Raw genomic sequence first — 22,760 nt, 5'->3', positions numbered from 1 at the left:
CATGCTGACGGCAGGCCAGATCCTCCAGCTCATCCGCCATAGCGCCTGCCGTACGCGCAAGGAACTCATCGAGTACACCGGCCTGTCCCGGTCGACGATCACCGATCGGGTCGACCGGCTCATCGACGCCGGCTACATCCACGAGTCCGGCGTGGGCGTCTCCGGGGGCGGCCGGCCGCCCTCGGTGCTCGAAGTGGACGCGACCAAGCGCCTGATGCTGGTCGCCGACCTCGGCGCCACCCACGCCCGGGTGGCGCTGACCGACCTCGCGGCCAGGCCCCTGGCCGAGGAGTACACCGAGATGCGCATCGAGCTCGGGCCGGACGCCGTCCTGTCGTGGGTGCGGCAGGCGTTCCAGCGCATGCTGGACCGGATGGGCCGCCCGGCGAGCGAGGTGTGCGGCATCGGACTCGACCTGCCCGGCTCGGTGGATCACACCACCGGCCGGGTGATCCGGTCGTTCCTGATGCCGGGCTGGGACGACCATCCGGTGGGCGAGGCGATCGGGGAGAGCTACGACGTGCCCATCCTGGTCGAGAACGACGCCAACGCGATGGCGCTGGGCGAGTGGTGGTCGTTCTGGCGGCACGTCGGCTCCCTGATCCTGATCAAGGTGTCGACCGGGATAGGAACCGGCATCGTCCTCGATGGACACATTTATCGGGGCGTGGAGGAGGCCGCCGGAAATATCGGGCATGTGCGGTTGCGGGAGACCGACGACCGGGTCTGCACGTGCGGCTCGCGCGGCTGCGTCGCCTCCCTGGCCAGCGGCCACGCCCTGGCCACCGACCTCGGCCGCGAGTCGAGCCACGACGTGGTCCGGCTGGTCCAGGCAGGTGATCCGGCGGCCATCGCGCGCACCCAGGAGGCGGGACGCACGCTGGGCATCGTGCTGGCCACCGCGGTCAGCCTGCTCAACCCCGGCGTGCTGGTGCTGGCCGGGGACATGGCGGAGACCGGGGAGCACTACCTGACGGGCATCAGGGAGATCGTCTACCGGCGCAGCCTGCCGTACACGACCAGGAATCTGGAGATCGTCACCACCTCGCTGGGCGACCGGGCGGGGATCGTCGGGATGGCGGTGATCGTCATGGAGCACGTGCTCTCCCCCGCCGCGGTGGACGCCGCACTGGCCGGGCAGGGCAAGCGCACCGACATGGTCAACTGAGCGCGTGCCGCAGCAGGGTGGGGGCCGCCACGAGTGAGGGGCCGTACCAGGTGAGCAAACGGCCGCTGACCAGCGCGCAGGGCAGCCCGGGAAAGGCCTCCGGGCCGTCGGTCCCGGTGAAGGCGTACGGCTCGTCGGGCAGGACCACCAGGTCGGGCCGCCGCTCGACCAGCTCGGGCAGCGGGATCTTGGGATAGCGCTCGGCGTGGCCGGCGTAGAGGTTGTCCACGCCCAGGCGCCGCAGCACGTCGCCGGTGAAGGTGTCACGGCCCACCACCATCCAGGGGCGGCGCCAGATCGGGACGATCGCGCTCCTTCGCGGAGCGTCCTGCGCGGGCGCGCGCCAGGCCCGCTCGGCCGCGTCCAGCCACCCCGGCCGGTCGGTACGGCAGGCGCCGGCGAACATCCGCCCCAGCGAGGCGAACGCCTCCGCCACCGTCTCTATTTTCGTGACCCAGACCGCGATGCCCGCCGCGCGCAGCGCCTCGATGTCGGCCGGCCGGTTCTCCTCGGCGTTGGCCAGGACGACGTCGGGCCGGAGCCGCACGATCGCGTCGAGGTCGGGGTTCTTGGTGCCCCTGACCCTGGTCACGTCCAGGCCGGCCGGGTGGGAGCACCAGTCGGTCGCGCCCACGAGCGCGCCCGGCACGGTGGCCGCCACGGACTCGGTCAGCGACGGCACCAGGGACACGATCCGCCGCACGGTGCCGGGGATCCGCACCTCCGCTCCGGTGTCGTCCACGACTACAGCCTAGATCCACGGGTAACCGCTACAGGATGTCGGTATAGATCCGTAGAATCACCAACAAAGATCGTTAAATTCTGAAACGGGGGGATTGACGGTTGGAATTCGATCCGCACAAGCCCAGCGTCGCCCGGCTGTACGACTACTACCTCGGCGGCAAGGACCACTTCCCGGCCGATCGCGACGCGGCCGAGGAGATCTTGAAGGTGGCCCCGGAGTTACGCGCGGCGGCGCGGGCCAACCGGGCCTTCCTCGGGCGGGCCGTGCGTTTCCTCGGTGAGTCGGGGATCAGGCAGTTCCTCGACATCGGCACGGGGTTGCCGACACAGGGCAACGTGCACGAGGTGGTCGGGAAGGTCGCGCCGGGGTCGCCGGTGGTCTACGTGGACCGGGATCCCGTCGTGCTGGTGCACGCCAGGGCCCTCCTGGACGGGCAGGGCGATACGACGGTGGTCGAAGGTGACCTCCGCGAGCCCGACCAGATCCTGAAAAATCCGGATGTGGTGGAGGCGATCGACTTCAGCCGTCCCGTCGGCGTGCTGCTGGTCGCGATCATGCACTTCATCGGCGAGTCCGACCACCCCAAGGAGATCATCGCCCGCCTGCGCGACGCCATGGCGCCGGGCAGCTATCTGGTCATGTCCCACGGCACCAGCGACGCCCGCGCCGCCGCCGTCGACAAGGGCACCGAGGTCTACAAGAGCGCCGGCAACCCGCTCACCCTGCGCGGGCGGGAGCAGGTGCTGGAGTTGTTCGAGGGATTCGACCTGGTCGACCCCGGCCTCGTCTGGTTGCCGGAATGGCGGCCCGGCCAGGCCGACACGATCGACTTCACCAGCGGTCCCGAGGCGTCGCTCATCCTGTGCGGCGTGGGCAGGAAGACCTGAGCCATGGACCTCGGGCTGGCCGTACCGCAATATGGCAGGTTCGCCGCGCTGGGCAGCGTGCTCCGGGTGGCGAGGGAGGCGGAGTCGATGGGGTTCGCCGGTCTGTGGGCGGGCGACCGGCTGATGACGCCGCTCCGGCCGAAGGACCGTTATCCGGGCGGTGACGGGAACATTCCCGAGGCGCACCGGGTCTTCCTCGACCCGTTCGCGGTGTTGTCGGTGGCCGCCGCGGCGACCTCCACCGTACGGCTGGGCACCAGCGCACTCAACGCCTGCTGGTATCCCCCGCCGATCCTGGCCCGCTCGCTCACCACGCTCGACCACCTCAGTGGCGGGCGGGCGGTGGCCGGCCTCGGGCTCGGCTGGTCCTCCGACGAGTACGCCGCCGTGGGCGTGCCCTGGCAGGACAGGTCCCGGCGCTACGACGCCACCCTGGACGCGCTGGAGACGATCTGGAGCGCGGACCCGGTGACGTTCGAGCACGAGTTGTGGACGATCGCGCCGAGCCACATCGAGCCCAAGCCGGCCCGGCGCCCGCCGCTCTACCTGGCCGGTTTCGCCGAGCCCGCGCTGCGCCGCATCGGGCGCAGAGGCGACGGCTGGCTCACGGCGGCGCTGCCGATCCCGGCGCTCACCTCGATGTGGCGGACGATCCGCGAGAGCGCGGAGCGGGCCGGGCGCGACCCGGGGGCGCTCCGCATGATCCTGCGCGCCAACCCGGTGGTCACCGGCCAGGGCACCCCGCCGCGCAGCGGCACGGTCGCCCAGATCGGCGCCTATCTGGCCACCGCGGCGGAGGCCGGGGTCCACGAGGTCATCCTGGACCTCCAGCACACCGCCACGAACGACGAGCACCTGCTGGAGCTGGCCGCCGCGTTCAGGACCTACTTGAGCGCGGTGAGCACACCCTCATAGACACGGAGCGCGGGGCCCGCTTGAGCGCGGGCTTCAGGGCCTACTTGAGCGCCTTGAGCGCGCCCTCGTAGTCGGGCTCCTGGGTGATCTCCGGCACCAGCTCGGAGTAGACGACCTTGTTGTCGCCGTCGAGCACGACGACCGCGCGCGCGGCCAGACCGGCCAGCGGGCCGGACTCCTGCGTCACGCCGTAGTCGGCGAGGAACTCGCGGCCCCGCATGAGCGACAGCGTGGTCACCTGGTCGAGCCCTTCGGCGCCGCAGAACCGCTTCTGCGCGAAGGGCAGGTCCGCCGAGATGCAGAGCACGGCCACGTCAGGGTGCTCGGCGGCGACCTGGTTGAAGCGGCGCACCGAGGCGGCGCAGACGCCGGTGTCGACGCTCGGGAAGATGTTGAGCACCTTGGTCGAGGCGCCGAAGTCGGCCAGGGAGTGGTCGGCCAGGTCGCCGCCCACCAGGCTGAACGCCGGCGCCGAGTCGCCGGGCTGCGGGAAGGTGCCGCCCACGGTGATGGGGCTGCCCTTGAAAGTGACGTCAGACATGAAAGCCTCCTGATAGCGGTGTCCCGGGCTCGTGCCCCGAATCGTCCCCGGATCACGACTTCCCGGATCGCGATCCTATCGGCGCGGTCCCCGGAGTCCCGTCAGGCCCAGTCGTTGCGTGCGGCGTGCCAGCCGAGCTGCACGCGCGTGCGCACGCCCGCCAGGTCCATCAGCGCGCGCAACCGCCGCTGGAGCGTGCGCAGCGACAGGTCGAGCTGGCCGGCCACCGCCTCGTCGGTCAGCCCCGCCAGGAGCAGGCCGAGGATCTTGCGGTCCAGCTCGGTGACGGCCGGCTCCGGCTGCTCGTCGAGCGTGCCCGCGGCGTCCACGCGCAGCGGGTACGCCCGCTGCCACACCGCCTCGAACAGCGCCTCCACCGCCGCCAGCAGGCCGCTGCGGTGCAACACCACCGCCGCGGGCTCGCCGCCGGGGTCGGTGGTCAGCGGCACCAGGGCCAGCTCCCCGTCGGCCATCATCAGCTTGATCGGCAGCTTGTCGGCCACCCTGACCCGTACGCCCCTGCGGACGGACTCGATCGTCCGCGCGGCCACGCCGGGGACGGCCAGCATCTCCCGCTCGACCACCACCCGGTACGCGACACCGCGATCGACACCCTGGTCCTCGGCGGTGTTGTCGCCGGGTGGCACCGCCACGAACGGCGCCGTGGAGAACGAGCGCACCTGCCCGGTCGCCGCCCACTGGATCTGCAGGAAGCGCTGGCGTACCGCCTCCACGCCGGTCACGACCTCGATCAGGTCGCCGACGGCGCGGCCGGTCGCGGCCATCCGGTGCTGCTCGGTCAGGGCCACGATGGCCAGCTCGGCCGTGCGCAGCTCCTCCCTGCGGGCGGTGAGCAGGCCGCCGAGCGCGACCGAGGGGGGCGCGGCGACGTACCGGCGGGGGTCGCCGCTCTGGCGCGAGACCAGGCCGCGGCCGATCAGCGTGCGGAGGTCCTCCTCCACCGAGGCCGGGGGGCGGCCGAGGTCGGCGGCGAGCTCGGCGGCGGGCCGGGGCGCGCCGACGAGGAAGCGGTAGACGGTCTCCTCGCCCACGGTGAGACCCAGCGCCTCCAGCACGGTGCCCGTCTCCCTCTGCTCGGCCGAAACGCCGACCAGTATGGGAGAGAAGACCGGGCCGAAGGCGACATAGCCGCCTTCGGCCCCGAATCGTGATCGCGCGGTTATTCAGCTCACAACCGCGCGGATGATCTCTTGAGACACCGTGTTGCCCCGGTCGTCGGCCGCCGTGGCCTTCAGCGACAACGTCCCCGCCCGCACGAGCGCGGTCCACGCGCCCTTGCCCGAGGGCACGAGCACGGCCGGCTTCCAGGTCCCGCCGTCGTCATAGGAGACCGACAGGGTGGCCCGCCTGGCCCTGCTCGGCGTGGCCAGCCACTCCTGCGTGGTCGCCGACAGGCCGACTCTGGCGAGCGGGCCGGTCACCTTGACGTCGTAGTCGAGCTGCATCATGGGGATGTCCACCTGGTAGGGCCCGTCCGGATCGACCGGGGCCGACACGAAACCCCACTCGGTGTGGGTGCGGGTGGAGGTGCGCCAGCGGCCGCCGTCCCTGTTGACGTCCAGGGTCAGCCGGTACGGCGCCGCCGCCTCCGGCAGCCCCTCCCAGACCGCCAGCGCGCGGCCCATGGACTTCCGCAGCAGCGTGTCGCCCTGGTAGAGCGCGATGGACATGTTCGTGTACTCGTCGCCGCCGCCACCGGAGTGCCCCGGCGTGCCGTCGGCCACCGGCGGCACGTTGAACTGCATGCCGTTGCCCGCGTCGCGGAACGGCCCCCAGTACTCGGTGCTGAGCCGCGGCCTGACCACCGGCGCGAACCACTCGTGCGTGACCCGCTGCCCCGCCCGGTAGGTCTGCGGCCGCTGCCGCATCTCCCAGTCGTCGGCGCCGCCGATGAAGTGCAGCTCGTACCAGCGGTAACCCGTGCCGGTGGTGACCCACTCGGTGCGCTCGGCCGGGAACCACTCGCGCTCGGGGAAGCCGAAGGCCGGGCCCCAGCCGTCCTGGAGGTGGTAGCGGAAGCCGCCGCCCTCCTGGCCCGTCGTGGCGCCCCGGTACAGGCCGTGCACCTCGGCCAGGTCGCGCGCGCGGTAGGTCAGGTCGCGGTCGGGGATCGCGGCCTGGTGCGGGTCCACCAGGTCGTAGAGGTAGGAGGCGTAGTTCCGCTGGGTGACCGTGAGCCGCTCGCCCGCCAGCCCGGCCGCGCTGTCCCGGGTGACCAGCACGATGGGGATGGGCAGGGCGTCGCCGTAGAACTCGTACAGGCGGCCCGGCTCGTCGTTGACGACCACGAGCAGCTTGGCGCCCGCCGCCACGGCCTGCGCGGCCCGCTCCTCGGCGCTGACGTCGGCGCTGCGCGTGACGAGCACGGCCTTGCCCTTGGCGTCGACGCCCGCGTAGTCCCGCGCCGCGCCCTTGCCCGCGCGCACCGCCCGCAGGCGGGTGCGGCCGTCGGTCAGCGTGCCGCCGCCCTGCACGGTGGTCACCAGCTCGGGCCGGCCGGGCACGCCGAGCGTCAGCGCGGGCTCGCCCATGCGCCAGCGGGTCAGGTAGTCGAACGAGCCCTGGGTGACCTTCCTGGTCGGGGTCACGTAGACGCTGTCGTACCAGATGGGCAGCAGGTAGCCGAGCCTGATCGGGTCCAGGCCAGGGACGGTCCGCAGGAAGTCGAGCTGCTGCTGGCGGCGCTCGGCGAGTTTGGGGGTGGTGACGCGCACCGCACGGGCGCGGCTCGCGTCGAGCACGACCTCCGTGTTCTTCGACAGGCCGATCTCCGGATCGACCAGCAGCGCGACACCGCGCGTGTCGGCGCGCTCGCCCGGCACGTCCAGCAACGAGAACGCCAGGTACGTCGACGGCGGCAACCGCAGCGTGCGCTCGCCCTCGACGTCATAGGGGGCGATGGAGCCGTCGGACCCGGCCAGCACCACCCGGCCGGAGGTCGCCTTCCCCTCCCGGTCACGCAGCTTCAGCGTCAGGTCGTAGAGCTCGCGCTCCTTGACCGCGCCGAACCCGGTGCGCAGCACGGTCTGCCCCGAGGTGGCGGTCACCAGGCCGGACGCCTGCTCCCCCGCCGCCAGCGCGGCCGGGTCGATGCTCAGCGTGGCCTCGGCCGTGCCGTGGGCGGGGACGGTGAGCCGCGCGGCCGGCAGCGTGGCCGCGTCGGAGCCGGTGACCGCCAGGTCGAGCGGCACGTCGGCGTCGCCGTCGTTGCGGTAGACGATCGTCCGCTCCGTCTTGGGGTCGCCGGCCGCGTGCGGCCAGTCGTAGAAGGCCGTGGGCACGGAGCCCGTCGCGGTGACGGACGCGCCGACGGCGGCGGCCACGTCGAGCCGCCCGGTCCCCTGCTGGAACGGTGTGTACGGCAGCGGCGCGGCCGAGCTCATGAGCGCGTCCTTGAGCCGCTGCCCCGTCCAGCCGGGATGCCGCTGGAGCAGGATCGCCGCCGCGCCCGCGACGTGCGGCGTGGCCATCGAGGTGCCGTCGAGCTGCCAGTACGGCCCGCTCGCCTGCGTGTTGTCGGCGGAGTGCGCCGCGTTGATCCCGACCCCGGGGGCGGAGAGGTCGGGCTTGAGGCCATAGGTCCTGGCGAGCGGCCCCATGCTGGAGAACTCGGCCCGCTGGTCCGACTTGTCCACCGCGCCGACGGTCAGCGCCGAGGCGGCCGAGCCGGGCGCCCCGATCGTGCCCTCGCCGTAGTCGTTGCCCGCCGCGATCACGAACAACGTTCCGTGCTGCGCCGACAGGTTGTCCACCGCCTGCGCCATCGGGTCGGTCCCGCCGTCGGGGACGCTGCTGCCCAGGCTCATGCTGACGACCTTGGCCCGGGCCGCGGCCCACTCCATGCCCGCGATGATCCACGAGTCCTGGCCGTAGCCGTCGTCGCCGAGCACCTTGCCGACGACCAGGTCCGCGCCGGGGGCGACGCCCTTGTTCGCGCCGCCCGACGCGGCGCCGGTGCCCGCCACGGTGGACGCCACGTGGGTGCCGTGGCCGTTGACGTCCTTGACCTCCTCGCCGGGCACGAAGCTGACGGACTCGGCGATCCGGTCCTTGAGGTCGGGGTGGGCGGCGTCGACGCCGGTGTCGAGCACGGCCACCTTGACCCCGGCGCCGTCGTACCCGGCGGCCCACGCCTGCGGTGCGCCGACCTGCGGCACGCTCTCCTTCAGCGAGGCCCTGGCCTTGCCGTCGAGCCAGACCTTGGCGGGGCCGGCCGACCTCGCGGCGGGGGCGGCGAGCGCGGTCCAGAACGGGCGCGGGTCCGCGCCGAGGTGGAGTGCCGCACCCTGGACGCTGGGCAGCGCGCGCACCACCTGCGCGCCCGCCACCTGAAGGCCCGCCGCCGAGCGCGGCGCCGGGCCGGGATAGGTGACGATGACCGGCGGCGTGCCGTGGTATCCCATCTCGGCCAGGCCGGTGATGTTGAACAGCCGCCGGTCGAGCCGCTCCGCCGCGATCAGCGGCACCGCCTCGTCGGGCAGCACGTAGACGTCGCCGCCGGCCTGCTGGATCTGGACGCCGCCCTGGGCGCCCGCCGGCCGGTCCACGGTGACGATGTCCTGGTCGCCAGGACCGTCGGCATAGCGGACCCGGTCGCCGGTGATGAGGGTGAATTCCGACTCTGGAGGTGCGGACGGCCGTCGGTCCGCGTGCGCCGCCGCGGGCGCCGCCAGGCCGGTCGCCGCGAGGGCGACGGCGAGCACGCCGGCCAGCTTGGTGAGGGGCATGGACGGATTGCACCCGTTTTGCCGGGCTTCGGATAGTCATCCGGCTGGCAAGAACCCGCCCTGACACAACCTCGCCAGCACCCGCCCCCGCGCGCGGGGGCGGGGCGGGTCCGGCTTGTCCCGAGGCGTCAGACGTTGCGCCGGTACTGGCCGCCGGCCTCGAACAGCGCGTCGGTGATCTGGCCCAGGGAGCAGACGCGCGCCGCCTCCATCAGCACCTCGAACGCGTTCTCCTCCGACATCGCCGCCTCCCGCAGCCGGGCGAGCCGCTCGGGCGCCTCGGACCGGTTGCGCTCGTGGAAGGCGTGCAGCCGGTCGAGCTGCGAGCGCTTCTCCGTCTCCGTGCCTCTGGCCAGCTCCAGCCGGTGCTCCGGGGCCGGCTCGTCGTCGCCACGCGGGTTGCGGAAGGTGTTGACCCCGACGATGGGCAGCGAGCCGTCGTGCTTGCGCATCTCGTACAGCATGGACTCGTCCTGGATCTTGCCGCGCTGGTAGCCGGTCTCCATCGCGCCCAGCACGCCGCCCCGGTCGGACAGCCGCTCGAACTCGCCGAGCACCGCCTCCTCGACCAGGTCCGTCAGCTCCTCGATGATGAACGAGCCCTGCAGCGGGTTCTCGTTCCTGGCCAGGCCCCATTCGCGGTTGATGATGAGCTGGATCGCCATGGCCCGGCGCACCGAGTCGGCCGACGGGGTGGTCACGGCCTCGTCGAAGGCGTTGGTGTGCAGGCTGTTGCAGTTGTCGTAGACGGCGATCAGGGCCTGCAGGGTGGTGCGGATGTCGTTGAAGTTCATCTCCTGCGCGTGCAGGGACCGGCCCGAGGTCTGGATGTGGTACTTCAGCTTCTGCGAACGCTCGCCCGCGCCGTAGCGCTCCCGCATCGCCACCGCCCAGATGCGGCGGGCCACCCGCCCGAGCACGCTGTACTCGGGGTCCATGCCGTTGGAGAAGAAGAACGACAGGTTCGGCGCGAAGTCGTCGATCTTCATGCCCCTGGCCAGGTACGCCTCCACATACGTGAAGCCGTTGGCCAGCGTGAAGGCGAGCTGGCTGATCGGATTGGCCCCGGCCTCGGCGATGTGGTAGCCGGAGATCGAGACCGAGTAGAAGTTGCGCACCCCGTTGCGGATGAACCACTCCTGGATGTCGGCCATCATCCGCAGCGAGAACTCCGTGGAGAAGATGCAGGTGTTCTGCCCCTGGTCCTCCTTGAGGATGTCGGCCTGCACGGTGCCTCTGACGGTGGCCAGCGTCCTGGCCCGCAGGTCGTGCTCCTCCCGCTCGTCGGGAAGGCGGTCGTGCTCGGCCTGGAAGCGGCTCCTCGCCTGGTCGATGGCGGCGTTGAGGTAGAAGGCCAGGATCGTCGGGGCGGGGCCGTTGATGGTCATCGAGACCGAGGTGTTGGGAGCCGCCAGGTCGAACCCGTCGTAGAGCACCTTCATGTCGTCCAGCGTCGCGATGGAGACGCCCGAGGTGCCCACCTTTCCGTAGATGTCGGGGCGGAGGTCGGGATCGTGGCCGTAGAGCGTCACCGAGTCGAACGCCGTGGACAACCGTGTCGCGGGCTGGCCCTCCGACAGCAGCTTGAAGCGCCTGTTGGTGCGGAACGGATCGCCCTCACCGGCGAACATCCTGGTCGGGTCCTCGTCGTCGCGCTTGAACGGGAACACCCCGGCGGTGAAGGGGAACGAGCCGGGCAGGTTCTCGGCGCGCAGGAAGCGCAGCAGGTCGCCGTGGTCGCTGTAGCGGGGCAGGGCGACGCGGGGGATGCGGTTGCCGGAAAGGGTCTCGCGCCACAGCGGGGTGTGCAGCTCCCGGTCGCGGACCTTCACCACCAGCTCGTCGGCGGAGTAACGCTCCTTGACGGCGGGCCAGGCGTCCAGCAGGGCGCGGCTCTCGTCGGTGAGCTCGGCCTCCGCCCGCTCCAGAAGCCCTTCGAGCCGCTTCTCGGGCTGCTGGTCCGGCTTCTCGCGCCCCGGGTCCGGCTTCTCGGATCGCGGGTCGTCGAGGAGGGCGCGGACGGCGGTGAGCTGCTGGCGGCGGCGGGCCACCTCGGCCTGGGCGAGGGTCTCGGCATGGTAGGCGCGGACGGACTCGGCGATGTCGGCCAGGTAGCGCACCCTGGCGGGCGGGACGATGGCCGCCGACGCCTGGGAGGTGCGCCCGGACACCGGCGCGAGCAGCCCGGGGCCGGCGTCGGCCAGCAGGAGCGGCTTGAGGTGCTGGTAGAGGGCCGTGACGCCGGAGTCGTTGTAGCGGGCGGCGATGGTGCCGAAGACCGGCATGTCGCCGGGGGCGGCGCCGAAGGCCTCGCGGTTGCGTACGAGCTGGCGGCGCACGTCGCGCAGGGCGTCCTCCGCGCCGCGCCGCTCATACTTGTTGATCACGACGGCCTCGGCGAAGTCGAGCATGTCGATCTTCTCCAGCTGCGAGGCCGCCCCGAACTCGGGCGTCATCACGTAGATCGGCACGTCCACGTGCGGCACGATGCCGGCGTCGCCCTGGCCGATGCCGGGCGTCTCCACGATCACCAGGTCGTGGCCCGCGGCGCGGCAGGCGGCGATCACGTCGTCGAGGCAGGCGGGCACCTCGTTGACCGCGCCCCTGGTGGCCAGGGAGCGGAAGTAGGTCTGGGGGCCCAGGCTGTTCATCCTGATGCGGTCGCCGAGCAGGGCGCCGCCGCCGCGCCTGCGGGTCGGGTCGATGGCGATGATCGCGATGCGCAGCTTGTCGTCGTTGTCGATGCGGAAGCGGTGCACCAGCTCGTCGGTGAGCGAGGACTTGCCCGAACCGCCGGTGCCCGTGATGCCGAGGACCGGCGCGGAGCTCTTCTCGGCCGCCCGCAGGCCCTCCGCCAGGTCGGCAGGAGCGCGGCCCGACTCGATGAGCGTGATGGCGCGGGCCAGGGCCGCCTGGTCCCCGGAGACCACGGCCTCCACCGAGGGCGCGTCGCCGAGCTCGACGTCGCAGTCCTCGATCAGCTTGTTGATCATGCCGGGCAGGCCGTACCGCTGGCCGTCCTCGGGCGAGAAGATGCGGGTGACGCCGCGTTCGTGCAGCAGCTCGATCTCCTCGGGGACGATCACGCCCCCGCCGCCGCCGTACACCTTGACGTGCCCCGCGCCGCGCTCGCGCAGCAGTTCCACGAGATAGGAGAAGAACTCGACGTGCCCGCCCTGGTAAGAGCTGATCGCCACGCCCTGCGCGTCCTCCTGGATGGCCGCCGTGACGATCTCGTCGACGGAGCGGTTGTGGCCGAGGTGGACGACCTCGGCGCCCTGCGACTGAAGGATGCGCCGCATGATGTTGATCGCCGCGTCATGGCCGTCGAACAGGGCCGCGGCGGTCACGAATCGTACTGGGTGTACCGGGACGTGCACGCCTGATCACTACTCCTCTTGTGGAGGCTTCACTTGCCAAGATACTAGGACGTCCTACTAAACGGATACTAGGATGTCCTACTATTCAGCTCCGGTCTCTTGGGTAGGGAGCGTCCCAGGAGGTGCGGACCATGCGTGCGCTGACATTCGTCCCAGGCAGCCAGGGGACGCTCGCCGTGACGGAGGTGCCCGATCCGGCGCCGGGCCCGGGCGAGTTGCTCGTCCAGGGGCTGGCCCTGGGCATCTGCGGCACCGACAGGGAGTTGTTGTCGGCCGAGTACGGCTGGGCGTCCGACGACCGGATGATCATCGGGCACGAGTCGCTCGGGCGGGTGCTGGAGTCGCCCGACGGATCCGCGTTCTCACCCGGCGACCTGATCGTGGGCGTGGTGCGCCGGCCGGACCCGGTGCCGTGCGGCGCTTGCGCGCGCGGCGAGTTCGACATGTGCCGCAACGGCGAGTACACCGAGCGCGGCATCAAGCAGCTCGACGGGTACGGCAGCGAGCGCTGGACGGTCGAGGCCGGCTACGCCGTGCGCCTGGACCCGTCGCTGGCGAGCGTCGGCATGCTGGTCGAGCCCACGTCGGTGGTGGCCAAGGCATGGGAGCAGATCGACCGCATCGGCTCGCGGTCCTGGTTCGAGCCGCGGCGCGTGCTCGTCACCGGCGCCGGGCCGATCGGCCTGCTGGCCGCGATGATCGGGCGGCAGCGGGGGCTGGAGGTGCACGTGCTCGACCGGGGCCCCGAAGGCGGGCTCAAGTCGGAGCTGGTGACCGAGCTGGGCGCGACCTACCATTCGGGCAGCGGCCTGGAGGGGTTCGCCCAGGCCAAGCCCGACGTCATCATCGAGTGCACCGGCGCGGGGCAGCTCGTCATGGACGCCATGACCGCCACCGCCGCCGCGGGGATGGTCTGCCTGGCCGGGTTGTCGGCGGGCGGGCGGACGCATCGGGTGGACGCCGGTGTGATCAACCGGGACATCGTGCTGGAGAACGACGTGGTGTTCGGCACCGTCAACGCCAACCTGCGGCACTACCGGGGCGCGGCCGACGCGCTGGCCAAGGCGGATCAGGCGTGGCTGGAGCGGATGATCACCCGGCGGGTGCCCCTGTCCGGCGCTCAGGAGGCGTTCGAGGGCCGCGACGACATCAAGGCGGTCATCGACCTCAGCGCCTGAGCGGCGTGTCGGAGGGTTCTTCCCGCGCCTTGCCGGAGGACTCTTCCCGCTCGCCGGGAGACTCCGCCCGCGCCTTGCCGGGAGACTCTTTCCAGGCCTTGCCGGAGGGCTCTTCCCGCGGCGTCTCCGCAGGGCCGTCGGGCGGTGGGGTTGGTGCGTTCCATGGCCAGGTGAAGCGGCGGTGGGTGCCACGGCGGCGGCCCGACATGCGTAAGGAGAGCACGATGGTCATGAGCACCATCGCGGCCAGCAGCGCGGGCGGCGTCCCGAGGACGTCCAGCGGCGACCCGTGCGCGCCCTCCGCCGTCGGCGCCGACCCGAACGGCCGCTCGGTCGAGCGGATCTCGGCGAGCTTGTCGCCGTTGGCCTTGACCATGCGCGGGACGCCGTACCCGACGACCTTGTCCGTCTCCCTGGTCTTGCGCTTCAGCCAGACGCGGTCGACGTTCGCCTCGATCGTGTGGATCTTCTTGCCGCTGACGCTCTCCACGATCCCGACGTGATCGATGCCCTTGTAGCTCTTGCCGCCGCGCCAGTCGAAGAAGACCAGGGCTCCCGGCTCGGGCTTCTGCGTCCACGCGCCCTGCTGGATGAACCAGGCCGCGTGGGAGGGCGTCCAGGCGAACTCGCCGACGTAGTCGCTCAGCCCGGCCTTGTCCGCGGCCCAGGAGACGAACATGTCGCACCAGGGCGCGTCGCGATACTGGGTGTCTTGGACACGATCCGCGTACCACTGGCCGAACTTGGTGAGCTGGCCGCCCTTCTCCTTGTAGCCGATTTCCTGCCGCACCGTCTTCAGCAGCTCGTCCGCGATCGGGTCCAGGGTGACTCCTCCCAGAAAACCGACAAATCACGATGGACTGTAGTAGCGCCATCGCAGAATTGCGCGCATCCCTAGGAAAGTGTCCGGCTTTGAGGCGAATTTTCGGCTTTGTGACGACTGGGACGGGTGAGGCTGACTACTATGCCCGCTAGGAGCCGGCGCCCACCCGGTAGGCGGTTTCGTCGCCCGCGCCGGGCGCGACCACGTCGGCCACGATCACGGTCACGTTGTCGGGCGAGCCGCCCTCGTTGGCCAGGTCGATCAGCCGCTGGACGGCCGCCCCCGGGTCTGCCACCGTGGTCAGCACCTCGTGCAGGACCTCGGGTCCGAGAACGGTCGTGAGCCCGTCGGAGCAGAGGAGGTAACGGTCATCCGCCTCGGCCTCGCGCAGCGCCATGTCGGGCTCGGCCCTGCCCTCGCTGCCCAGCACCCGCAGCACCATCGAACGCCGGGGGTGCACGGCGGCTTGATCCTCCGTTATCCGCCCTTCGTCCACCATCGACTGCACAAGTGTGTGATCCTTGGTCATCTGGTAGAGAGCACCGTCACGAAGCAGATATCCGCGGGAGTCGCCGAGATGAGCCAGGGCGAACCGGTAGCCGTCCCACAACATGGCGGTCACCGTGGTCCCCATCCCCCTGCGCGCGGGGTCGATGTCGGCCAGCTCGACCAGCCTGCGGGCCGCCTCGTGCACGGCGCCCTCCAGCGCGGCCTCCAGGTCGGCGCCCGCTTCGGGAATCGTGGCATCCAGCTCGCGCATGACGGCGATCGCCGCCGAGCTCGCCAGCTCGCCGGCCGCGTGCCCGCCCATCCCGTCGGCCACCACGAGCAACCGGCCGCTCGCGTAACCGGAATCCTCGTTCTGCTCCCTGCGGCGGCCCACATCTGATCCGGCGGCATAGCGGATGTTGTGCTTCATACCCTGCAGTAAATCATTGGTTGAAAGACTTCACAAGCAGATGCGCTGAAGACTCGTGTGAACTACTGTGGGCTCCATGAGTCACGACCCGACCGTCAACGCCGGGGACATCGCCCGGCTCGCCGGTGTCGGGCGGGCCGCGGTGAGCAACTGGCGCCGCCGCCACGACGACTTCCCCCCGCCCATCGGCGGAACCGCCAACCAGCCGCTGTTCTCGCTACGGCAGATCGAGTCCTGGCTGCGCCGCTATGGGAAGTCCTACCAGGTCTCCCTGGGAGATCGGGTGTGGCAACGCCTGAAAGCCGCAGGCGATTTGCGCCTCGGCGAGCTGGTCGCCCACGCCGGAGCCCTGCTGACCAGGCAGGACGAGGCCCCGGACGGCGGGGCCGCCGCCGACCCGGCCGGCGGCGACACCCCCGCCGTTGACGGGACATCCGGTGACCGGCTGGATCGGGAGCTGGCCGAGATGCTCACCGAGCTGGCCGAGCAGCACGGCAAGCTGACGGCGTACGAGTTTCTGTGTGAGCGTTATCTCGAAGCCCACTCCAGGCAGCTCTCCGTCACCCGTGACGACGTCGCCGAGCTGATGGTCGAGCTCGTCCGCGCCGACGGCGCCACGATCCTCGACCCGGCCTGCGGCGTCGGCACGCTGCTCCTCACGCCCGCGGCCCGCAGCGGCCCGGCCGTCCGGCTGCTGGGCCAGGACCTCAGCGAGACCTCGGCGGCCATCACCGCCGCCAGGCTCCGGCTGCGCGGCGTCGATGCCCGGGTCGTGGCCGGCGACTCGATGCGCCACGACGGCTTCCCCGGCGAGAAGGCCGACGCGGTGGTGTGCGATCCGCCGTTCAACGAGCGGACCTGGGGCTACGAGGAGCTGACGGGCGACCCGCGCTGGGAGTACGGCCTGCCGCCGCGCGGCGAGCCCGAGCTGGCCTGGGTGCAGCACTGCCTCACGCACGTCAAGCCGCGCGGCACGGTCGCCATCCTCATGCCCCCGGCCGCCGCCAGCCGCAAGGCCGGCCGCCGCATCCGCGCCAACCTGCTGCGCGCCGGCGCCCTGCGGGCCGTCATCGCGCTGCCCGGCTCGGACCTGTGGTTGTTGCGCCGCCCGGCGCCGGGCGAGCGCCCGCCCTCCGACGTGCTGATCCTCGACGCCACCGCCGACGTGGCGAGCGTCGAGCCGGCCTGGCAGGCCTACCTGGACGACCGGTGCGAGCAGACCGTGCGCATCATCGACCTGCTGGCCGACGAGGTCGACATGACCCCGGCCAGGCACCAGCGCCACGACGACGTCGGCCGGGCCTACGCCGAGGCCCGCGACCGCCTCCTGGCCGCCTCCGCCGTGCCGCCCGACCTCAAGATCCTGGAGCAGCCGCTCGACCAGCCCGCCACCACGCTGGGCGATCTGATCAAGGAGGGTCTGGTGACCACGTCGCAGGCCCCGCCCAAGATGGCGGCCGACGGCGGCGACGTTCCGGTGCTCACCTCCGACGACGTGCTGAGCGGCGGCGCGCCCTCCGGCGCCACGACCGTGCAGCAGGGCCTGGTCGCCGTCCGGCCGGGCGACGTGGTGGCCTCCTACTCCAGCGTGCGCGTGATCGGCGACGACGGCGCGGTGCTGGGCCCGCATCTGACGCTCTACCGGGTGGACTCCCACCGGCTCGACCCCGACTTCCTGGCCGGCTTCCTGCGGGCCGCCGGTGGCCGGGTGACCACCGGCTCCAGCAGGTTCGACGTACGGCGCACGCGGCTGCCCCGGTTGTCGCTGCCGGAGCAGCGCGCCTACGGCGAGGCCTTCCGTCAGCTCGCCGTGCTCGAAGACGCCATCCGTGAGACCTCGACGCTGGGGCAGACGCTGATCCGGCTGGGCCTCGACGGTCTCGCCGACGGCCACCTGCACCCGCAGTCCTAACGGTGTAGTTTTTTCCCGAAAGGCGGCTGGGAGGGGCGAATGGTCATCGGCGACCGCTATGAGCTCGACGACCTTCCCCTCGGGCAGGGCGGCATGGGCGCGGTCTACGCCGGGCACGATCGCCACCTGGACCGGCGGGTCGCGGTGAAGCTGCTCCGGCTGCCGGGCGGGCCCGATCACGAGCTGGAGAGCAGGTTCATCCGCGAGGCGCGCATCCTGGCCAGGCTGGAGCATCCCGGCGCGCCGGTGCTCTACGACTTCGGCACCCACGAGCAGCGGCTCTACCAGGTGATGCAGTTCATCGAGGGCGTCACGGTGGCCGACGTGGTCTCCGAGCACGGCCCGCTGCCCGTGCCCTGGGCCGCCGCCATCGCGGCCCAGGCGTGCGCCGTGTTGTCGGCGGCGCACGCGCTGTCGATCTGCCATCGCGACCTCAAGCCCACCAACCTCATGCTCTGCCCCGACGGCAGCGTGCGGGTGCTGGACTTCGGCCTGGCCCTGCTGCGGGACGCCGACGTCACGACGTTCACCAGGATCGGGCAGATCCTGGGGACGCCGGCGTACATGGCGCCCGAGCAGATCCAGCACGGCGTCGCCGAGCCGCGCAGTGACCTCTACTCTCTGGGCTGCGTCCTGCACGAGATGCTGACCGGTGAGCAGCTCTTCACCGGGCCGACCGATTACGTGGTCTTCGAGAAGCAGGTCAAGGAGCGCCCGCCGGCCATCCCCGGACTGCCGGCCGAGCTGGGTGCGCTGCTGGCGGAGCTGCTGGCCAAACAGCCGGACGCCCGGCCGGCCGACGCGAACGAGCTGTACGAGCGGCTCGACCCGTTCGCGATGGATCTGCCCATGCTGCCGGGCTTCCTCACCAAGGCCGCGCGACCGGGCCGGATGTACGCCCGAATGGCCGGTCGCGCCCCCAGCGCCTGACCGGCGACCCGGCGCGGTGCCGCGCTGCCGCGCGTGAACGCGCTCTCCGCATAACGGGGATCGTTACTTAACAGCCGTTGACAGGGCCATGTGAGCCCAACGAATCTCTTGAGAGAGCGCTCTCTCATCCCCCAAGTCCAACCCAGGAGGGCTTCCATGACCCCTCGCATCCGGCAATTCGCCGTGCCCCTTTTGACCGCATCCCTGCTCGCTCTGGCGACGGCGTGCGGGGGCAGCGGTGGCGGCGGCGGGACCGCCGCCACCGAGGCGGGCGCCAAGCCAGCAGAGAAGATCAAGCTGACCGTCGGCCTCTTCGGCGACTTCGGCTTCAAGCCGCTCTACGAGGAGTACAAGAAGACCCATCCGAACGTCGAGATCGCCGAGAACGTCACGCAGTTCAACGACCACCACAGCAACCTGGTCAAGCGCCTGGCCACGAACGCCGGCGCGGGCGACATCGAGGCCGTCGAGGTGGGCTACATCAGCACGTTCACCGCCCAGCCCGGCCGGTTCGCCGACCTCAAGCAGTACGGGCTCGACAAGCGCCAGCCCGACTACCTCGACTGGAAGTGGCAGCAGGGCCTGAGCAAGGACGGCTCCCAGGTGCTCGGTCTCGGCACCGACGTCGGCGGGCTGGCCATGTGCTACCGCAAGGACCTGTTCAAGAAGGCCGGGCTGCCCAGCGACCGGGCCGAGGTGGCGGCGCTCTGGCCGACGTGGGAGCAGTACATCGCGACCGGCAAGAAGTTCGCCACCGCGAACGTGGCCGGCGCCAAGTTCGTGGACTCCCCCGGTGAGATCTTCCGCGCCATGGTCAACCAGGCGCCCGTCGGCCTGTACGACGCCCAGGACCAGATCATCGTGGACTCCAACCCCGACGTGAAGAAGGCCTGGGACCTGTCGAACCAGCTCACCCAGGAGAGCCTGACCGCCAAGCTGGCGGCCTTCTCCCCGCCGTGGAACACCGGCTTCGCCAAGGGCTCGTTCGCCACGATCATCTGCCCGGCCTGGATGACCGGCTTCATCCAGGAGCAGGCCAAGGGCGCCTCCGGCAAGTGGGACATCGCGACCGTGCCCGGCGGTTCGGGCAACAGCGGCGGCTCGCACCTCATGGTGCCCAAGCAGAGCAAGCACCCGAAGGAGGCCGCCGAGCTGATCGACTTCCTCACCTCGAAGGACAACCAGGCCAAGGTGTTCAAGGAGGAGGGCACGTTCCCGTCGATCCCGGCGCTCTACGACGACCCGTCGATCCAGAACTTCACCAAGCCGTTCTTCGGCGACGCCCCGATCGGCAAGATCTACTCCGAGGCCGCCAAGGCGCTCAAGCCGCAACACCTCGGCCCCAAGGAGGCTGACGTCCGCACCGCCGTCGGCAACGGCCTGGGCCGGGTCGAGCAGGGCAAGCAGTCGCCCGACGAGGCGTGGGCGCAGGTGCTCGAGGACGTCAAGAAGATCAAATGAGCTCCCTTCCCCTCGCGGTCACGCGTCGGCGCAGGCGGGGCGTGCGGCACACCCTCGATGTGAGGGTGTCGCCGTACGCCTACGTGGCGCCGTTCTTCCTGCTGTTCTGCGCGTTCGGGCTCTTCCCGCTGCTCTACACGGCCTGGGTGAGCCTGCACGAGTGGACGCTGCTGTCGGAGACGCAGGAGTTCGTCGGGCTGGACAACTTCGCGACGTTGCTCGCCGACGGCTACTTCTGGAACGCCACGTTCAACACCCTGTCCATCGGCGTGATGTCGACCGTGCCGCAGCTCGCGCTGGCCATCTGGCTGGCGCACCTGCTGAACCGGCGGTTGCGGTTCCAGACGATGTTCCGGGTCGCGCTGCTGCTGCCGAACGTCACCAGCGTGGTGGCGGTCGTGGTGATCTTCAGCCAGCTCTTCGGCCGGGACTTCGGGCTGATCAACTGGGTGCTGTCCTGGGTCGGGGCCGGGAACATCGACTGGGGCGCGGGCACCGCCACCTCGCACATCGCCCTGTCCGTGATGATCATGTGGCGCTGGACCGGCTACAATGCGCTGATCTTCCTGGCCGCCATGCAGGCCGTGCCGCGCGAGCTGTACGAGGCCGCGACCATCGACGGCGCGGGCAACTTCAAGCAGCTCCGCAAGATCACCATCCCGATGATCCGGCCGACGATCATCTTCGTGGTCATCGTCTCCACGATCGGCGCCATGCAGATCATCGCCGAGCCCCTGCTGTTCGGGCAGGCCAGCGGCGGCGGGGGCGGCATCGCGAGCGGCGGGCCCGACCGGCAGTTCCAGACGCTGGCGCTGTTCGTCTACGAGCAGGGCTTCGCGAACTCGACGTTCGACTTCGGCTACGCCTCGGCCGCGTCCTGGCTGATGTTCCTGGCCGTGGTGATCGTCGCCGGGATCAACTTCCTGGTCACCCGCCGGGTGAAGGGCGGGCTGGTATGAGACTGCGTTATCTGACCCTGACCGCGGTGGCCTTCTTCTCGGCGTTCCCGCTCTACTACAGCGTCGTGGTGGCCTCCCGGCACAACTCGGCGCTGGCCGAGGTGCCGCCGCCGCTCATCCCCGGCGGGAACTTCTTCGCCAACGTCGCCCGGGTCTTCGACACCGTGCCCTTCGGCCTGGCGCTGATGAACTCGATCATCGTGGCCGGCTCGATCTCGGTCGCGGTGATGTTCTTCTCGACGCTGGCCGGGTTCGCCTTCGCCAAGCTGAGGTTCCGCGGCCGGAACATCATGCTGGTGATCACGATCGCGACCATGATGGTCCCGGCGCAGCTCGGCATCATCCCGCTCTACATGCTCATGGTGAAGCTGGAGTGGACCGGCACCAACTACGCGCTGATCGTGCCCGCGCTGGTCAACGCGTTCGGCGTGTTCTTCATGACGCAGTACCTGTCGCGCGCCCTGCCCACCGAGCTGCTGGAGGCCGGGCGGGTGGACGGGTGCACGACGTGGGGGCTGTTCTGGCACGTCGTGCTGCCGGCCGCGCGGCCCGCGGCGGCCGTGCTGGGCATGCTGACGTTCATGTCGGCCTGGAACGACTACTTCTGGCCGCTGGTGGTGCTGAACCCGGACAATCCGACGGTCCAGGTGGCCCTGTCGACGCTCGCCAGCGGGTACGTCAACGACTACGTGCTGGGCCTGGCGGGAACGGCGATCGGCACGCTGCCGCTCGTTGCCGTCTTCGCCCTGTTCGGCAAGCAAATCATCGGTGGAATCATGCAAGGAGCTGTTAAGGGATGATCTTTCCCGAGAACTTCGTCTGGGGCGCCGCCACGGCCTCCTACCAGATCGAGGGGGCGGTCAAGGAGGACGGGCGGGGCCAGTCGATCTGGGACACCTTCTCCCACGCTCCCGGCAACGTGGCGGGCGGCGACACCGGCGACGTGGCCTGCGACCACTACCACCGCTACAAGGACGACGTCGGGCTGATGCGCGAGCTGCGGCTGGCGGCCTACCGGTTCTCGATCGCCTGGCCGCGCATCCAGCCCGACGGAGCGGGGTCGATCAACCCGGGCGGGCTGGCGTTCTACGACAAGCTCGTGGACGAGCTGCTCGCTGCCGACATTGCGCCTTATGTCACGCTTTATCACTGGGATCTTCCGCAAGCCCTTGAAGACCGCGGCGGCTGGACGAACCGCGACACCGCCTACCGGTTCGCCGACTACACGGCGGCCGTGCACGACAAGCTCGGCGACCGCGTCAGCGACTGGGCCACCCTGAACGAGCCCTGGGTGTCGGCCTTCCTCGGCTACGGCAACGGCGTGCACGCCCCCGGCCGGCGCGACCCGGCCGACGCCATGCGCTCCTCGCACCACCTGCTGCTCGGCCACGGCCTGGCCGCGCGGCGGCTGCGCTCGGGCGGCGCGCGGAGCATCATGCTCGTGGTCAACTCCGCGCCGGTGCTCACCCCGGCCCAGGTCAACGACCCGTCGGCGGTGCCCAGCGAGGCCGACGCGGCCGTCGCCCACCGCATCCACACGCTGCTGACCAGGCAGTTCCTGGATCCGGCGGTGTACGGCACGTACCCGCCGGAGGTCCTGGAGGCGGCGGAACGCAACGGCGGGACCGCGCACATCCAGGACGGCGACCTCGCGCTGATCAACGCGCCGATCGACCTGATCGGGATCAACTACTACAACCCGTGCGTCGTCGAGTCCGGCCCCGGCCTGCCCGCCGACGCCGCCTGGCCCGGCTCGGAAGACGTCAAATTCAGCACCGCGGACGCGCCGACGACCGCGATGGGGTGGCCGATCGTGCCGGACGGCCTGTCCCGGCTCCTCGTCCGGCTCTCACAGGACTATCCGCAGGTGGGGCTCATGGTCACAGAGAACGGCGCGGCCTTCGACGACGTCGTGGACCGCGGCCGGGTGCACGACGACGACCGGGTCGCCTACCTGGACGGGCATCTGCGCGAGGTGTGGCGGGCCATCGAGGCGGGCGCGGACCTGCGCGGTTACCTGGTGTGGTCGCTGCTCGACAACTTCGAGTGGTCCGAGGGATACCGGCGCCGGTTCGGCATCGTGCACGTGGACTACACGACACAATGCCGGGTGCCCAAGGACAGCGCTCTGTGGTACCGCGACGTCATCGGCAGCAACGGCCTGTAGATTTTTTACGTGCTCTCCCTCTTGGTG

At 70.9% G+C, this 22,760-nt stretch carries 17 protein-coding genes; 10 read left to right on the top strand and 7 right to left on the bottom strand.

Annotated features, from left to right (window positions below; genetic code table 11):
• Position 1: 1 nt before the first annotated feature.
• The gene (locus tag ACWD0F_RS17900; RefSeq protein ID WP_449876658.1) at positions 2-1,168 is read left to right on the top strand and encodes an ROK family transcriptional regulator; all 1,167 of its coding nucleotides are present in this window, start codon (positions 2-4) and stop codon (positions 1,166-1,168) included.
• Here the strand turns inward: ACWD0F_RS17900 and ACWD0F_RS17895 are convergent.
• On the bottom strand, positions 1,161-1,910 hold the full coding sequence (locus ACWD0F_RS17895) for a helical backbone metal receptor (protein WP_449876656.1): 750 nt from the start codon (positions 1,908-1,910) through the stop codon (positions 1,161-1,163). The genes ACWD0F_RS17900 and ACWD0F_RS17895 overlap by 8 nt on opposite strands.
• Before the next feature lie 101 nt (positions 1,911-2,011).
• Here ACWD0F_RS17895 and ACWD0F_RS17890 point away from each other — a divergent pair, with 101 nt between their 5' ends.
• A complete protein-coding gene (locus ACWD0F_RS17890; RefSeq protein ID WP_449876654.1) occupies positions 2,012-2,800 on the top strand; it encodes an SAM-dependent methyltransferase in 789 nt (262 codons plus the stop codon).
• A gap of 3 nt (positions 2,801-2,803) precedes the next feature.
• A complete protein-coding gene (locus ACWD0F_RS17885) occupies positions 2,804-3,715 on the top strand; it encodes a TIGR03619 family F420-dependent LLM class oxidoreductase (RefSeq protein ID WP_449876652.1) in 912 nt (303 codons plus the stop codon).
• 40 nt (positions 3,716-3,755) lie between these two features.
• On the opposite strand, the gene tpx is transcribed toward ACWD0F_RS17885, so the two are convergent.
• From tpx to icmF, 4 genes are all read right to left on the bottom strand, one after another.
• Entirely contained in the window at positions 3,756-4,256 is a 501-nt protein-coding gene (tpx, locus tag ACWD0F_RS17880) for a thiol peroxidase (RefSeq protein WP_449876650.1), read from the bottom strand.
• A 101-nt stretch (positions 4,257-4,357) separates the two neighbouring features.
• On the bottom strand, positions 4,358-5,332 hold the full coding sequence (locus ACWD0F_RS17875) for a helix-turn-helix domain-containing protein (protein ID WP_449876648.1): 975 nt from the start codon (positions 5,330-5,332) through the stop codon (positions 4,358-4,360).
• 108 nt (positions 5,333-5,440) lie between these two features.
• Positions 5,441-9,004 (bottom strand): S8 family serine peptidase, encoded by a 3,564-nt coding sequence (locus ACWD0F_RS17870; RefSeq protein WP_449876646.1) that lies wholly within the window; start codon positions 9,002-9,004, stop codon positions 5,441-5,443.
• 128 nt (positions 9,005-9,132) lie between these two features.
• Complete coding sequence (icmF, locus tag ACWD0F_RS17865) at positions 9,133-12,384, bottom strand: fused isobutyryl-CoA mutase/GTPase IcmF (protein ID WP_449876644.1); 3,252 nt, start codon at positions 12,382-12,384, stop codon at positions 9,133-9,135.
• A 131-nt stretch (positions 12,385-12,515) separates the two neighbouring features.
• Between icmF and ACWD0F_RS17860 the strand changes: the two genes are divergently transcribed.
• Positions 12,516-13,562 (top strand): glucose 1-dehydrogenase, encoded by a 1,047-nt coding sequence (locus ACWD0F_RS17860; protein WP_449876642.1) that lies wholly within the window; start codon positions 12,516-12,518, stop codon positions 13,560-13,562.
• On the opposite strand, the gene ACWD0F_RS17855 is transcribed toward ACWD0F_RS17860, so the two are convergent.
• Both ACWD0F_RS17855 and ACWD0F_RS17850 read right to left on the bottom strand, forming a co-directional pair.
• Entirely contained in the window at positions 13,552-14,352 is an 801-nt protein-coding gene (locus tag ACWD0F_RS17855) for a CHAP domain-containing protein (RefSeq protein WP_449876641.1), read from the bottom strand. The two genes, ACWD0F_RS17860 and ACWD0F_RS17855, sit on opposite strands and share 11 nt — an antisense overlap.
• 181 nt (positions 14,353-14,533) lie before the next feature.
• Entirely contained in the window at positions 14,534-15,304 is a 771-nt protein-coding gene (locus ACWD0F_RS17850) for a PP2C family protein-serine/threonine phosphatase (protein WP_449876639.1), read from the bottom strand.
• A 76-nt stretch (positions 15,305-15,380) separates the two neighbouring features.
• On the opposite strand from ACWD0F_RS17850, the gene ACWD0F_RS17845 reads away from it, so the two are divergent.
• The 6 genes from ACWD0F_RS17845 (at position 15,381) to ACWD0F_RS17820 (ending at position 22,733) form a co-directional block, all read left to right on the top strand.
• Positions 15,381-17,216 (top strand): N-6 DNA methylase, encoded by a 1,836-nt coding sequence (locus ACWD0F_RS17845; RefSeq protein WP_449876637.1) that lies wholly within the window; start codon positions 15,381-15,383, stop codon positions 17,214-17,216.
• Between the two features lie 39 nt (positions 17,217-17,255).
• Positions 17,256-18,146, top strand: a complete 891-nt coding sequence (locus ACWD0F_RS17840; protein WP_449876635.1) for a serine/threonine-protein kinase — start codon at positions 17,256-17,258, stop codon at positions 18,144-18,146.
• A 156-nt stretch (positions 18,147-18,302) separates the two neighbouring features.
• Positions 18,303-19,607 carry an ABC transporter substrate-binding protein gene (locus ACWD0F_RS17835; protein ID WP_449876633.1) on the top strand — a complete coding sequence of 435 codons (1,305 nt, stop codon included), beginning with the start codon at positions 18,303-18,305 and terminating at the stop codon, positions 19,605-19,607.
• Positions 19,604-20,566: a carbohydrate ABC transporter permease gene (locus ACWD0F_RS17830; RefSeq protein WP_449876631.1), complete on the top strand. Its 963-nt coding sequence runs from the start codon at positions 19,604-19,606 to the stop codon at positions 20,564-20,566. Before ACWD0F_RS17835 ends, ACWD0F_RS17830 begins: the two co-directional genes overlap by 4 nt.
• Positions 20,563-21,366: a carbohydrate ABC transporter permease gene (locus ACWD0F_RS17825; RefSeq protein ID WP_449876629.1), complete on the top strand. Its 804-nt coding sequence runs from the start codon at positions 20,563-20,565 to the stop codon at positions 21,364-21,366. Before ACWD0F_RS17830 ends, ACWD0F_RS17825 begins: the two co-directional genes overlap by 4 nt.
• On the top strand, positions 21,363-22,733 hold the full coding sequence (locus tag ACWD0F_RS17820) for a GH1 family beta-glucosidase (protein ID WP_449876627.1): 1,371 nt from the start codon (positions 21,363-21,365) through the stop codon (positions 22,731-22,733). Before ACWD0F_RS17825 ends, ACWD0F_RS17820 begins: the two co-directional genes overlap by 4 nt.
• Positions 22,734-22,760: the final 27 nt, after the last annotated feature.

The organism is Nonomuraea sp. NPDC002799, from assembly GCF_053592075.1.
The sequence above is the reverse complement of the archived record's forward strand: the minus strand, read 5'-3'. Positions and strand labels throughout refer to the sequence as shown.

Bases quoted from the DNA above. Each gene is read 5' to 3' on its own strand.
- ACWD0F_RS17900 (WP_449876658.1), top strand. From the start codon at position 2: ATGCTGACGGCAGGCCAGATCCTCCAGCTCATCCGCCATAGCGCCTGC.
- ACWD0F_RS17885 (WP_449876652.1), top strand. From the start codon at position 2,804: ATGGACCTCGGGCTGGCCGTACCGCAATATGGCAGGTTCGCCGCGCTG.
- tpx (WP_449876650.1), bottom strand. From the start codon at position 4,256: ATGTCTGACGTCACTTTCAAGGGCAGCCCCATCACCGTGGGCGGCACC.
- ACWD0F_RS17870 (WP_449876646.1), bottom strand. From the start codon at position 9,004: ATGCCCCTCACCAAGCTGGCCGGCGTGCTCGCCGTCGCCCTCGCGGCG.
- ACWD0F_RS17860 (WP_449876642.1), top strand. From the start codon at position 12,516: ATGCGTGCGCTGACATTCGTCCCAGGCAGCCAGGGGACGCTCGCCGTG.
- ACWD0F_RS17850 (WP_449876639.1), bottom strand. From the start codon at position 15,304: ATGAAGCACAACATCCGCTATGCCGCCGGATCAGATGTGGGCCGCCGC.
- ACWD0F_RS17845 (WP_449876637.1), top strand. From the start codon at position 15,381: ATGAGTCACGACCCGACCGTCAACGCCGGGGACATCGCCCGGCTCGCC.
- ACWD0F_RS17840 (WP_449876635.1), top strand. From the start codon at position 17,256: ATGGTCATCGGCGACCGCTATGAGCTCGACGACCTTCCCCTCGGGCAG.
- ACWD0F_RS17835 (WP_449876633.1), top strand. From the start codon at position 18,303: ATGACCCCTCGCATCCGGCAATTCGCCGTGCCCCTTTTGACCGCATCC.
- ACWD0F_RS17830 (WP_449876631.1), top strand. From the start codon at position 19,604: ATGAGCTCCCTTCCCCTCGCGGTCACGCGTCGGCGCAGGCGGGGCGTG.
- ACWD0F_RS17825 (WP_449876629.1), top strand. From the start codon at position 20,563: ATGAGACTGCGTTATCTGACCCTGACCGCGGTGGCCTTCTTCTCGGCG.
- ACWD0F_RS17820 (WP_449876627.1), top strand. From the start codon at position 21,363: ATGATCTTTCCCGAGAACTTCGTCTGGGGCGCCGCCACGGCCTCCTAC.